This is a genomic window from Citrobacter sp. Igbk 14, assembly GCF_028069825.1.
In the GTDB taxonomy this organism is placed as follows: Bacteria; Pseudomonadota; Gammaproteobacteria; order Enterobacterales; family Enterobacteriaceae; genus Citrobacter.
This window is the reverse complement of sequence record NZ_JANEWM010000084.1, coordinates 1-13,235: the sequence shown is the minus strand read 5'-3', so window position 1 is coordinate 13,235 and position 13,235 is coordinate 1. Positions and strand designations below refer to the sequence as shown.

Genomic DNA, 13,235 nt, shown 5'->3' with positions numbered 1-13,235 from the left:
ATGATATATTGTTTTTATCGATCAATATCGATTCATTGATCGATATTATTGATTGATTCTGATTAGAAGTGCATTATCAGGACGTTATGATCAATTGGAGTGGTCTTATGCACTATCATTTCATCGCGGAACCGATGAGAGACACAACAGATAAGTTGCTGGGTGTTGAGATGCTCGCCCGCTTCGCTTCTGAGACGGTTCATCCGTTACATGCAGATTCCATTATTTCGGCATGGAGTAGCGAACAAAAACGTAATTTCATGCTTGAGCAAATTCGGTTAATTGCAGAAAAGCGTGATTGGTTCGAGAACAATAATCTGCTCTGTACGCTAAGCCTTGTTGATGAAATGGCGCTATTAGCAATCGGTGATCCTGTCATTAAGTCGGCCTTACATTCCATGCCTTTTATTGCGCTGGAACTCTCAGAACGCTTTCTGTCGAATACAGTTTGCCTGAACAATCTGCTCATTAATTCGCTGAGTGATGGCCCAAACGCCTTGTGGCTGGGCGATCTCGGCTCTGGCAGTATTGGCGCGAGTCCGCTGGTGTGCGGCCGTTTTGACGTTGTGAAAATGGATCGCGACTTCTTCCTGTCACAGGTAGAAAAAACAATATTCCCGGTGTTGATTAAAAATATCAGGGGGTATTGCGACCGCGTTGTGGTTGAGGGGGTAGATACGACCCGTCTTATCGAGGCGGTCTGCACCGCCGGCGTTTGGGCGATGCAGGGAGAGATTTTCCCGTCAGTCACCTTCTCTGAGGTTGACGCGCTACTCTTGCCCCGGTTTTGTCACTGATGACTGAACGGATAGCCCTCCCGTCCTGGTGGGCTATTATTTCATTAACGGTCTTTCCGCCAGGCATCAGCGGTAAGCGCCTCGCCAAAATGTCCTGCAATAAGACGACGAGTCAGTTCATGTAGCGGTGAGGCTAGCACATCCGCCGTACTGCCGCGCTCGACAACTTCGCCCTGATGCATGACTAACACCTGGTCGCTGATGTGTTTCATCATCCCAATGTGTTGGGTCACATAGATATAGGAAATCCCCTGTTTTTCCTGTAACTCGAGCATCAGGTTGATGAGCTGCGATCGCATCGACATATCCAGAGAGGCTAGTGCTTCGTCGGCGATAATCACTTTTGGGCGCAAAATCAGCGCACGGGCAAGGCCCAGGCGTTGTTTTTGCCCTGGCGCGAGCATATGCGGATAGTAGCTAACATGATCGGGTAGCAGACCCACCATACGCATGGTTTCCACAATCTGTTTGCGGCGCTGTTCAGGCTCCAGATCGGTATTCAGGCGTAACGGAAAATCGAGGATCTGCGAAATACGTTGGCGCGGATTAAGCGACGTGGACGGATCCTGGAAAATCATGCGAATACGCTGACTACGAAATGAATAATCGCCATATTTTAGCGGATGATCGTCAATCAGCAGCTCGCCGCTGCTCGGTTCAACCATCCCAGCCAGCATTTTTGCCAGCGTGGACTTGCCTGAGCCGTTCTCGCCAATAATGGCGAGCGTTTGACGTTCACGCAGCGTAAAGCTCAGCGGTTTAACAGCTTCGACGGTCTGGCGGCGAAATAATCCCGTCCGGTAGCGAAAGGTTTTGCTCAGATTGCGAACTTCGAGCAGGGTTTCTACCATCTCACTCTCTCTCCATGTTCAGGGGGAAATGACAGGCGTAGAGATGATTCTTTGCTCCGGTCAGTCTGGGGGTTTCAATGCATTCGCGCTGCGCATAAGGGCAACGTGGCCCCAGACGACAGCCGATAGGCAACTGTTCTAACAACGGAATTGCTCCTGGCATGGTATTCAGGCGGCTTTTATGCGGCATTGCGCTACCAAAATCAGGAATAGCGCGAATCAACGCTTGCGTATAAGGGTGATGGGGTATCGTCACCAAATCTTTACTGGGCGCAGTTTCCACCGTTTGTCCGCAGTACATTACGTTGATTTTGTCGGCCCATTGGCTGAGCATTTGCAGGTCATGGCTGATCAACAAAATGGTGGTATTGCTGTTTTGATTCAGTCGTGTCAACAGACGAAAAATTTGCGCCTGTGTGGTGGGTTCCATCGCGTTGGTGGGTTCATCTGCAATCAGCAGACGAGGTTGGTTTGCCAGTGCGATGGCGATCATTACCTTCTGGCACTCGCCGTCGGTCAGCTCATAAGGGAAACTGCGCATTGCATCTTTATGGTCTTTTATCCCGACGCGGTGCAGCAGTTCAATCGCGCGGCGTTTGCGCCAGCCAATACGTTGCCACCAGCGCCCCTTGTATGTCCAGGCGGGAATGTTTTGCATCAGTTGGCGTCCAATACGTTCGGACGGATCCAGACAAGACTGTGGCTCCTGAAAGATCATGGACACATTATGGCCGACGAGCTTACGTCGCTCGCGGGCGGAAAGGCGCAACAGGTCGATATCATCAAAACGCATGCGGTCCGCGGTCACGCGCCAGTTATCTTTGGCGACGCCGCAGATGGCCTTAGCGATCAAACTTTTACCTGAACCCGATTCACCGACCAGTCCACGGATCTCACCTTCGTTTAGCGTCATGCTGACGCGGTCAACCGCTTTCACCCAGTCTTCACCGGTCCTGAACTCGATAGTCAGGTTGCGGATATCCAGTAATGGCATTATTCCACCCCCGCAATAATCGCGCGACGCACGCCGTCACCTAGCAGGTTTACCAGCAGCACACTTATCATAATTGCCGCTCCGGGCAGCATGACTGTCCATGGTGCAACATAGATCAACTCCAGCGCATCGCCGAGCATGGCTCCCCATTCTGGGGATGGGAGTTGTGCGCCGAGATCAAGGAAGCCCAGGGCGGCGATATCCAGAATCGCCATTGACAGTGCTCGGGTGATTTCAGTGATAAGGCCGGCAGTGATATTCGGCAGAATCGCAAACCACAGGATATTGAGTGTGCTCGCGCCATCCAGACGAGCGGCAATGACATACTCTTTTTCCAGTTCGTCATGCACCATGCTGTAGACGGAGCGCACCATACGCGGCAGTAAAGCCAGCCAGACGGCGAACATCGCATGCGTCAAATGTGGCCCGGCGAAAGCCACCACAATAATGGCCAGCAGTAGCGATGGAATTGACAGCAGGGTATCCAGAATATGGTTCAGCACCGCTGAGCGTAGTCCGTGCGTTGCTCCGGCAACCACGCCCAGCAACAGACCGCAGAGTGTGGCGGCGAGGGTAACGACAAACGCACCACCTACAGTAGGGGCCGCGCCGCTGAGCAGACGGCTTAATACGTCGCGGCCGAGATCGTCGGTTCCGAGGAAGAATGACACTTCGCCATAGCGTGACCAGGACGGTGGCAACAGTTGGTAGCCGAGAAATTGCTGATCGATGCCGTAAGGGGCAAACCAGCCACCAAACACGCACAGAATGACCAGTCCCGCACAACCGTACAGACCCACCATCGCAGAAGCATCGCCATAAAAATTACGCCATGCGGTGCGTAGCGTACCGGGCGGGCGCTTTTCGCTATATACGCTATCGTAAGGCATACCATTCCTTATGTTTCAGAGGGTTAGCCATAGCACCCAAAATATCAGAGATGACGTTAACGATAATAACCAGGGAGCCAATCACCATCACTCCCGCCGAAATAGCGGCGTAGTCTTGCTGGCGAATCGCGTTAATCAACCAACGCCCCAGCCCTGGCCAGCTAAAGACCATCTCGGTGATCATCGCCAGCGTCAGCATGGTGGAAAACTGTAATCCAAGACGAGGAATGACCGGCGGAAGGGCGTTGTGCAATACGTGGCGACGCAGAATGGTGAAGCGTGACAAACCGCGCGTGGCTGCCGCTTTAACATAGTTCTGATCGAAGACCTCAATGGTGCTGATACGCATCAGGCGGATGACCTCCGTCGTGGGCGCGACGGAAAGCGTCAATACCGGAAGCACCATATGACGGATTGCGCTGACCAACATTTCGTCGCGCCAGGGGGAGTCAGAGATCCACGCATCAATAATGGCGAAACCGGTCACAGGTTTTACTTCGTAAAGCAAATCGAAACGTCCCGAAACGGGTAACCAGCCGAGAGTCAGTGAGAAGAGGAGCGTCAGCAGCAGCGCCAGCCAAAAAACGGGAATGGAAAACCCCATCAGAGCCAATGCGCTGATGCAGCGATCCTGCCATTTATTACGTGTGATGCCGGCCAGCATACCAACAGGGATCCCGACCATCAGCGCAAACCCAAAGGCAAGAATACACAGCTCCATCGTGGCTGGGAAAACCTCTTTCAGCTGTTCTGAGATTAACTGACCATTAATACTGGAAACGCCAAAATCCCAGTGAATCAGACCGTTGAACCAGAATATCCAGGCGTTCCATAGCGATGCGCCTTGTAATGGCGCATGGGGGGTGAAGTAGCTCAGGCTGAACCCAATGAATGTCAGGAAGAACAGGGTGACCAGCAGCAATAAGAAGCGGCGTAGGGTGAAGATAATCATGGTTTTTTCACCTCATCAGTCTTTTCCCTGGAAACCCCGGCAAAGGAAGCATTCCCGAACGGACTTAGCACCAGACCTTTGATGTCATAGCGGTAAGCCTGTAGGCGCAATGATGAGGCCAACGGCAGGATCGGCAACTCTTGCGCCAGGATATTTTGTGCTTCGTCATAGGCGTCAATACGTGAGGAGAGCTGCTGCGAAGACAATGCCTTGCGCAGTATGCTGTCGAACTGCGGATTACACCAGTGCGCGAAGTTGGTCTGTGAGTTGATGGCGGCACAACTGAGCAGCGGTCGGAAAAAGCTGTCAGGATCGTTACTGTCTGTCGCCCAACCGGACAACGTCAGATCATGGTTCATATCCATTAATCGCGCCTCCTGAAAACGACCTTCAACCGGGATGATCTTCACTTTCACACCCACCTGCGCCATATCTGCCTGGATCAGTTCCGCTGTTTTCAGCGGACTCGGGTTCCAGGCCTGAGAGCTGGTCGGGACCCACAGTTGCAACGTCAGGTTCTCCAGTCCCAGTGCTTTTAACTGCTCACGGGATTTAGCCGGGTTGTATTCAGTAATCTTAGCTTCGTTGTCATAAGCCCACGAGGCGCGGGGCAAAATAGATGCTGCAGTTTCTGCCGTACCGTAGTAGATAGACTGCATCAGACGCTGGTTGTTAATGGCCAGAGCCAGCGCATGCCGCACTGCGGGGTTATCCAGCGGCGGTTTATTGGTGTTGAATGCCAGATAGGCAATGTTCATTCCAGGGCGCAGTGTCAGGCGCAGACGTGGGTCATCACGTAATATGGTGAGCTGACTGGCCGCGGGCCAGGCCAGAACGTCGCACTCACCGGTCAGGAGCTTTGATAACCGTCCGGTTCCGCCTGAACCAAGATCCACAACGACCTGTGGCATCAGGGGCGTGCCGCGCCAGAATTTTTCGTGACGTTGTAGACGAATATATTGTCCCGCGCGGTTTTCTGAAAGCAGGAACGGTCCTGTGCCGACGGGCTGCCTGTCGAGTAATTCCTGGCGATCTTGTTTGGCCAGTTGTGTGGCATATTCAGCCGACATTACGGAGGCATAGTGTGTCGCCAGATGCCACAGGAAGGAGGCATCTGGCTGAGTCAGACGAAATTCAACCGTGTTGTTATCCAACTTGCGCACGCTTTGCACGTTGTCAGCGAATTGCAGGCTATCGAAGTAGGGAAAACTGCTGCCATTGACGTTGTGCCACGGATGATGACGGTCAAATATGCGCTCGAAGGTAAACACCACATCATCTGCATTTAGCTTACGGGTAGGGGTAAACCAGGCCGTCTTTTGAAACGAGACATCGCGGCGCAAGTGAAAACGGTAGGTTGCGCCGTTGTCCAGCACTTCCCAGCTCTCAGCCAGTTCTGGCACCAGTCGGTAGGTGTACGGGTCCACATCAAGCAGCCGGTCATAGAGTTGGGCAGCCAGAGTGTCGACAATCAGGCCGCTGCTCGCTTTCTGTGGGTTGAATGTATTGACTTGCCCGCTGACGCAATAGACAAAGCCGCTGTCACGAATATCAGCGTGCGTGGTCTGCAGAGGCGCGGCAACAGCCTGACCACTCAGAAGTCCAGCCATCACGATCAGAGTTGATAAAACCAGGCGCATAATTTTAAGGGACTATGAATAAAGAAGCTATCTTACTAATATTTAATGACATTCGCCATTACCGTTTGAGTTTGGGCGCAACCATACCGTTAGTTGCAAATTCAACGTTGTGGTCTGGTCAATATTCATACCAGCGATCCACTTTGAATATAACTCATAAACTATCTTAGCATTTTCATGCCCCATCTGACCCGTAATAAACGAAGCGCGAGCCTCGTGAGAGTATAGCTATGCCAAATTTATGTGCTGTGGTGGCGCAAGAGCCGAAACTTAAGGAAGGGATAGCGTTAAAGGGAACCTGGAAGAGGTACAGAAATCATATGAATGCTGAACTATAATCATTCAGGTAGTGGTTTATGTTAAATACAGGGCAATAAAGCGAAAATATATAATTATTTCATCATATTACTTACCCATCTTTTTCTGGCGTCTTTATTTTCTACACCCGGCGTATGTTAATGGTTTCTATTGGTTATTACAGGTGAGTTGACTATCCGGTTATCAATGACCTTCTCGCGGCCATCTAACCATTAATGGAATGATTACTATGAAGAAATTACTTGGTATTGCTGTTTCACTGATCCTTTTATCGGGCCCCGTTTTTGCGACTCCGGCTCCAGAGTGTGTGAAGGTGGACAAAGCACAAATCGAAGCACTATTCGACAAGTGGAATGAATCACTGAAAACGGGTAACGCGAAGACGGTCTCCGAAAATTATCTTAGTGATGCCGTATTACTGCCCACAGTATCGAATAAAGCCCGTTTAACAGATGCTGAACGTGAGGATTATTTTGAACATTTCCTGGCGAAGAAACCTACCGGGAAAATTGACAGTCGAACTATTCGCCTTGGCTGTAATAAGGCGATTGATGCTGGTACTTATACCTTCACCTTCGCAGATAAATCGACCGTTTCGGCCCGTTATACGTTTACTTACGCGTGGGATGGGAAGGCGTGGAAAATTTCCACCCACCATTCTTCAGCAATGCCTGAGGGGTAACAGAACAGATACACAGGGGCGGGGATTCACCGCTCCCTGGTGTATTGCGGGCTTGCTTAGCCAGGGCTAACCGATAATGGCAATCCCAAGTCGTTCCATGATCAAAGAGGCCTGGTAGCTATCTATCTTAACACCTTGTAAATCGACGCCCCGAACATCTAAATCTCCCAGTTCAGAATTGGTCAGATCGCAATGCGTGAAGTTCGCAGCTCGCCAGTCGAACGATGTAAACTCACCACCAGAGAGATCGGAACCGCTAAATGTTGCGCCGAGTATCTGCGTGCCAATCCAGCGGTTTTCCCACAGCTCACATTTTTCTAACACGACTTTTGAAAAATTGGCGTAGCTCAGGTTGGTGTTGGTGATATATGCGCTGCAGAACCAGGTGCGCGTGGTTATCATATTCATAAAACTTGCGCCGCGAAAATCCGCACCTTGAGCGCGGCATCCACGGATTTCAACACCCAAAGCGCTGACATTCCTGAAGTCTGCCATTGATAAATCACAGCTTTTAAAGATGGCATCCTTCAGGATGGCCCGGCTGAAATGACACCCTTTTTGGCTCTCACGGTCGTAAAACTGACAACCGATAAATTCAGTGCCACTAAGGTCGGTGCCAGAAAAGTCGCAGTTAAAAAACGTGCTGTTTTCAATTTTCGCCCCGGTAAAGCGGCTCCTGTCAATTTTTTCGCCTACTAACGCTAGAGTCATAATGCTAATCCTGTTTTTTTATACAGTATTTGCATCATGGTAAACTGATTACCGTCCTCGCGTCAAACGGCCAACTTATTCGCCGATAGCGTTAGCCTGACGGGCGTACAGGTAGGCGGTTGCTCTGGACACGCCCAGATGCTGCGCCACCGTATCCATGGATTTTCGTACGTTCAGTAAACCTTCTTTACGCAATTGTTGAATCAGTACCTTTCTGTCTTCTGTTTTCAGCGCTCGCGCCGTTGTTGCGCGTTTAGCTGCAAAATCATCAATACGCTGGCGAATCACTTCATTACTGCCAGGGTCGAGGTGTTCGCTGACAGGTGAGCACTCGGTTTCAGTAAACCGTGCCAGTGCACTCTGCATCCCGCGAAATAGCGTCATATCAACATTCAGGCAAAGCGCCGCGACGTATTTGCCTTGTTCGTCCTTGATGCCGATAGAGGTACTTTTTACCGGGCGACCATCCGCAAACTGATTGCTGTAGTTGGCAACGATGTTGGGGAAATCAGCTGATTCGATCCGCGCCAGCCCAAGCTCTGTTGCGGGCTGACCCGGTTTGCGACCGGACAGATTATTGTGTATGGACAAGATCGCATGCTCAGGGTTCTTGAGGTCATGAACCACAACCTCGCAAAACGGAGAGAAGGTGTCGCTCAGTCCTTTGGCGATAATATCAATTTGATTGAGTAGCGAGTTATCGTCGGTTTTTGGCATGCCAGTCTCCTGCAGTGATGCCTGTTGCCATTATGGCGGCCAGTTTACAGCGTCCTGGGGCTTCTTTTCCAGACTGGAACAGGCGCATAGCGATAAGGTATCCGCACCGCAGATACCTTAATGAGATTACCCGGCAAGGAAATCACTGTAGCGGCTGATATCAACATTGCCACCACTGATGATAATGCCGATTTTCTTTCCTCTAAGGTCCGCTTTTCGCGCTCTTGCGGCGGCAAAACCAAGGCAGCCCGTTGGCTCCACGACCATTTTCATTCGCTCCGCGATAAATTTCATTGCGGCAATTAATTCATCATCTGAAACCGTCAGAATATCGTTAACATGCTTCTGGATCAGTGGAAAGGTATGCTGTCCAAGATGTTGGGTTTGCGCGCCATCAGCAATGGTTTTCGGCGTATCGATATGCACAATTTTGCCACTGCGAAACGACTGTTGACCGTCGTTGCCTGCCTCAGGCTCTACACCATAGATAAGACAATCAGGGGACAAGTGTCGCGCGGCCAGTGCGGAACCCGATAGAAGACCGCCACCGCCCAGACAAACAAAAAGGGCATCCAGAGCACCAACTTCTTCAATCAGTTCTTTCGTTGCGGTACCCTGGCCTGCAATAACGTGCGGGTGATCGTAAGGTGGGATCAGCGTCAGTCCTTGTTTTTCTGCCAGATCCCGGCCAATTTTTTCACGATCTTCAGTGTAACGGTCGTACATCACGACATGTCCGCCATATCCTTTCGTGGCAGCAACTTTAGCGGCTGGCGCGTCGTGCGGCATGATAATTGTCGCCGGAATACCCAGCAATTTTGCGGACAGGGCGATTGCCTGAGCATGGTTTCCGGATGAAAAAGCCACGACGCCGGCTGCTCGCTGCTGTGGCGTAAACTGGCGCAGAGCATTCATCGCGCCGCGAAACTTAAATGCACCCATCCGCTGGAAGTTTTCACATTTAAAAAAAACGTCAGCGCCAAACTCTTCATTCACCGTTCGTGATGTCATAACCGGTGTCTTGTTAGCATAACCTGCGATGCGCTCAGCGGCCGCGGCAACATCGTGGTAATCAGGTAGTGTCATTTCAGTCATTGTTGTTCACCTGTAGCAGTTAAAAGTCACACTTGTTGTGCTAACGCAATGGCTTCAATTTCTACGGCAAAGCCATAATGAAGCTCTGCAACGCCAGCGACAGCACGGGCTGGACGGGAATCACCGATCCATTCGCCGTAGATCCGGTTAAACGTCGGCCACTGGTTAATGTCCGTGACATAGACGCGTACCGATACCAGTTGCTGGCGAGAAACGCCGGCCCCCGCCAGACAAGCATCAACATTTTGTAGAGCCAGTCTGGTCTGTTCTTCAAAAGAAGCATCCGCTTTTCTTTCGCCATTAGTCGTGACAGGTAGCTGTCCGGAAATGAAAACGAATCCCCCGGCAGTCACACTATGTGAGTAATGGCCTGCTGGTGGGAAGCTATCCGTCGTGGTGTTCAGGGTAATATTGGTGGGCATGGTTTAATCTCCAGCTTAAGTAATAATGATTCATTTAGTATAAAATAATACTATTTGTATTATTTTATACACCATCGTCATCCATGCATCCAGTCTCTTTTTCAGCGACGCTGTCTCTGTAAACGGCGTAAAACGTTCGGCATATCAGCTGAGATATTTGTATGGCATTACGGTGTGTGGCTGTAAGAGCGGATAGAAATGATGAGATCGCAGAAATGTTTTTTTTGCTTTTACGCGTGGTCGGGATCTCAGGTGCAACTCATCATTAACTGTATAAATTGATACGTTATGTATTGATTATGTTGATGTCCGCAATACCCACTTCTGGCGCGAAGTGGGCAGGGGAAAGATCAGAAAACAGGCGAGGGAAGTATTTTATTTGAGCAACTTTGACATTAAATCAGGGAACGCAGGTACATCTGTGGCCAATGAGAACGCAGGGTTAATAGCCTTACGGGCAATCAGCCCGTCAATAAATGCAAACAGAATGATGGTGATCGCTTCCGGGTTAATATCCCGACGAAACTCTCCTGCGGCGATACCTTGCGCAATTATTCCCGCAATGCTTTGCCGCATGATGTTATCACTGGCGATAAACGCTTCCCTGAGCTCCGGGTTGCGTGCCGATTCTGCCATGATTTCTACCCAAAGGTGGTGCGTGACAGGGTAACCGACATCGCTTATGCAAGAAACGACCTGCTTGCAAAGACGATCAAAAAACGATCCGCCACAGGGCTCATTATGGGCAGCCAGGGCAGTATTTTGCTCTTCCAGAACGATTGCCCGTATAAGCTCATCCTTACTTTTGAAGTAAGTATACATAGCCCCCTGGCTTATACCTGCACGCGTGGAAATTTCGCGCACGCTGGTAGCACTGAATCCCTTCTCAGCAAAACAGGCTGCGGCAGCGGTAATAAGCTTATGGTAGGTTTCAGTATTCTTTAGCATATCGACCTTTATCTTTGAATCTATGGCGAAACTTTACCGCGCTTTAAGGCCTGGAACCAGCGATGAGATTTATCGATATCTTGCGTTACTTCATGAGAGGTAATGCACTGAGCATATTCTTGAGGTTTACCATATCCCACGGCAGATGTTCAGCAATGGTAAGCCCGACGGCCTCCGCGTGTACGGTGGCAAGATTAACCAGTTTAAGCACCTCTTCAATAGTCAGTTTACCTTCGGCCACATCGCCAAAATCATGTTCACCTCTGCCTGGTTGGGCGAACAAAACAGAACGGAAAAGTGACGGGTCCAGAACATCCAGATCAATATGAATCGCCAGATATTCGATGTGCTCGCGGGCAATCCACGCCATAACCTCGTTGGCACCGTTTTTGACATCATCAGGGCCAGTCGTCGCAATACTGTGATGGGTCAGATAGTCGCTTTCGTATATCAGTGGATTGTGAATGCCGGCAATCATAATTTTTGACGCAGAAACCTTGTGCGTGACGTGGGCTACTAAATCTTTATCGCCCGTGCCGATCAGCGCGCCAAGAACATGGGCATGCGCATTTGGATACTGTTCAGCCGTCTGCACGTCGGGGTGAGAGTCGATCCAAAGCACGCCCAGCTTATCACCGTATTTATGCAGCAGATGCGCGAAGGGCACCAAAGAAACCAGGCAGTCACCACCTAATACGACAATTGCGTCGGGATCGTGTTTTTCAATACGCGTCGCGGCATCGCTCAACTGTTTAAGAATCTGTGGCTTACCAGTAATGCCATCTATGACAACCAGCGGCTCGCTTTCTGGTAAAGCAACGGGAACATCCTCGACGGGGCCTTTCGCTTCGGGCGAGAGAAAAGACAAGAGAAGTGATCCGAGGTGATAGGGGGGATTGTTGCCTCCCTGCCACTGGGGGAAGGAAAGTCGAAGCGTTTTTTTTGCCATAATTTACCTGCTGTTAGTTTCTAAGGAGGAACGCCAAGGCGTATCCGTGTTGGTCGTCTTGTGAATACGTAATGAATGAACGTTCATTCATTATGAAGGCGGTATAAAGATTATGCAAGAATGATGATAGGCGGGACGGGAATCGTTAAACGGTACTATTTTCATGTGCGTTGTGGAGGGCTTTGCACATGAAGGCGCTTAACGGTCGGTAATGCATCACTAAATCTGGTGTTTTTTAAGCAACGCGCGCAGCTGATGGTACGTCAGCCCCAGCAGTTCGGCGGCCTTTTTCTGGTTGAATTTTGCCTGTTGTAAGCTGGTTTGCAGAAACGTCTTTTCTTGCTGTTGCTGGAATGCGCGGAGATCCAGCGGTAACGTTGCCACTGTAGAGTGGGTTTCCTGCTGCTGAACGTCTGTGGTGTGGCGCTTAAACGGATCTATCACTACCTCGTCCAGTGGATATTCGCTGGTACCATGTCGATATACCGAGCGTTCAACAACGTTTTTCAATTCACGGATATTGCCCGGCCAACGATAGTGGAGAAGTGTTTCTCTGGCTTGTGCGCTAAAACCGGGAAACAGCGGCAATCCAATCTCGCGGCACATTTGAATCGCAAAATGTTCGGCCATCAACATGATGTCGCTTTTACGCTCCCGTAAAGGTGGAAGTTGCACGACATCAAAGGCCAGTCTATCCAACAGGTCTGCGCGGAAAGTACCTTCGCTGACCATTCTCGGTAAGTCGGCATTGGTAGCACAGACAAGTCGTACGTTAACCTGCAGCGGCTGGCTTCCGCCTACGCGCTCGAGTTCTCCATACTCAATAACGCGCAGTAATTTCTCCTGTACCAGCATCGGTGCGGTTGCCAGTTCATCAAGAAAAAGTGTGCCACCGTCGGCGCGCTCGAAGCGACCCGGATGGCGTTTTTGCGCCCCGGTAAAAGCGCCAGCTTCGTGGCCGAAGAGTTCGGAATCGAGTAAATTTTCGTTGAGCGCCGCACAATTAAGAGAAATAAACGGTCCTTGCCAGCGCGTGGAAAGGTAGTGCAGACGGTTGGCGATTAACTCTTTTCCCGTGCCACGCTCACCGATAACCAGCACGGGTTTTTCCAGGGGAGCCAGATGGGAGACTTGTTCCAGCACTTCAATGAAGCTGTTTGCTTCTCCCAGAAGAGTATCTTTGTATCCTGCCATGATGAAATTCACCATTTGTTAGTGTTATTCACCAATTTACCCTAATTATCTCATCAGGTAAAATTAGATATTATC

14 protein-coding genes are annotated in these 13,235 nt (G+C 50.4%); 2 read left to right on the top strand and 12 right to left on the bottom strand.

The window, feature by feature from the left end; translation table 11 throughout:
• The first annotated feature begins 107 nt into the window (after positions 1-107).
• Entirely contained in the window at positions 108-797 is a 690-nt protein-coding gene (locus NNN64_RS21225; protein WP_271442676.1) for an EAL domain-containing protein, read from the top strand.
• Between the two features lie 44 nt (positions 798-841).
• Here NNN64_RS21225 and sapF read toward each other — a convergent pair whose 3' ends face one another.
• From sapF to sapA, 5 genes are read right to left on the bottom strand one after another with little or no spacing between them, the layout of a single operon-like run.
• Complete coding sequence (gene sapF, locus NNN64_RS21220) at positions 842-1,648, bottom strand: peptide ABC transporter ATP-binding protein SapF (RefSeq protein WP_005126478.1); 807 nt, start codon at positions 1,646-1,648, stop codon at positions 842-844.
• A gap of 1 nt (position 1,649) precedes the next feature.
• On the bottom strand, positions 1,650-2,642 hold the full coding sequence (sapD, locus tag NNN64_RS21215; RefSeq protein ID WP_103770737.1) for a peptide ABC transporter ATP-binding protein SapD: 993 nt from the start codon (positions 2,640-2,642) through the stop codon (positions 1,650-1,652).
• Positions 2,642-3,532 carry a peptide ABC transporter permease SapC gene (gene sapC / locus NNN64_RS21210; protein WP_005126480.1) on the bottom strand — a complete coding sequence of 297 codons (891 nt, stop codon included), beginning with the start codon at positions 3,530-3,532 and terminating at the stop codon, positions 2,642-2,644. The genes sapD and sapC overlap by 1 nt, the downstream gene beginning before the upstream one ends.
• Positions 3,519-4,484: a peptide ABC transporter permease SapB gene (gene sapB / locus NNN64_RS21205; RefSeq protein ID WP_202038529.1), complete on the bottom strand. Its 966-nt coding sequence runs from the start codon at positions 4,482-4,484 to the stop codon at positions 3,519-3,521. Before sapB ends, sapC begins: the two co-directional genes overlap by 14 nt.
• Positions 4,481-6,124: an ABC transporter substrate-binding protein SapA gene (gene sapA, locus NNN64_RS21200; RefSeq protein ID WP_202038530.1), complete on the bottom strand. Its 1,644-nt coding sequence runs from the start codon at positions 6,122-6,124 to the stop codon at positions 4,481-4,483. Before sapA ends, sapB begins: the two co-directional genes overlap by 4 nt.
• A 547-nt stretch (positions 6,125-6,671) precedes the next feature.
• Here sapA and NNN64_RS21190 point away from each other — a divergent pair.
• Positions 6,672-7,124 carry an SgcJ/EcaC family oxidoreductase gene (locus tag NNN64_RS21190; RefSeq protein WP_271442675.1) on the top strand — a complete coding sequence of 151 codons (453 nt, stop codon included), beginning with the start codon at positions 6,672-6,674 and terminating at the stop codon, positions 7,122-7,124.
• A 66-nt stretch (positions 7,125-7,190) separates the two neighbouring features.
• On the opposite strand, the gene NNN64_RS21185 is transcribed toward NNN64_RS21190, so the two are convergent.
• From NNN64_RS21185 to pspF, 7 genes are all read right to left on the bottom strand, one after another.
• Entirely contained in the window at positions 7,191-7,835 is a 645-nt protein-coding gene (locus NNN64_RS21185; RefSeq protein WP_271442674.1) for a QnrB family quinolone resistance pentapeptide repeat protein, read from the bottom strand.
• 75 nt (positions 7,836-7,910) lie between these two features.
• Complete coding sequence (locus NNN64_RS21180; protein ID WP_271442673.1) at positions 7,911-8,552, bottom strand: helix-turn-helix transcriptional regulator; 642 nt, start codon at positions 8,550-8,552, stop codon at positions 7,911-7,913.
• Between the two features lie 126 nt (positions 8,553-8,678).
• Positions 8,679-9,647 (bottom strand): threo-3-hydroxy-L-aspartate ammonia-lyase, encoded by a 969-nt coding sequence (locus NNN64_RS21175; RefSeq protein WP_271442672.1) that lies wholly within the window; start codon positions 9,645-9,647, stop codon positions 8,679-8,681.
• A gap of 26 nt (positions 9,648-9,673) precedes the next feature.
• Complete coding sequence (locus NNN64_RS21170; protein ID WP_271442671.1) at positions 9,674-10,069, bottom strand: RidA family protein; 396 nt, start codon at positions 10,067-10,069, stop codon at positions 9,674-9,676.
• Positions 10,070-10,444: 375 nt separating this feature from the next.
• Positions 10,445-11,017 carry a TetR/AcrR family transcriptional regulator gene (locus NNN64_RS21165; protein ID WP_271442670.1) on the bottom strand — a complete coding sequence of 191 codons (573 nt, stop codon included), beginning with the start codon at positions 11,015-11,017 and terminating at the stop codon, positions 10,445-10,447.
• A gap of 85 nt (positions 11,018-11,102) precedes the next feature.
• Positions 11,103-11,966 carry an arginase family protein gene (locus NNN64_RS21160; protein WP_271442669.1) on the bottom strand — a complete coding sequence of 288 codons (864 nt, stop codon included), beginning with the start codon at positions 11,964-11,966 and terminating at the stop codon, positions 11,103-11,105.
• Positions 11,967-12,185: 219 nt separating this feature from the next.
• Positions 12,186-13,175 (bottom strand): phage shock protein operon transcriptional activator, encoded by a 990-nt coding sequence (pspF, locus tag NNN64_RS21155; RefSeq protein ID WP_271442668.1) that lies wholly within the window; start codon positions 13,173-13,175, stop codon positions 12,186-12,188.
• Between the last annotated feature and the right edge of the window lie 60 nt (positions 13,176-13,235).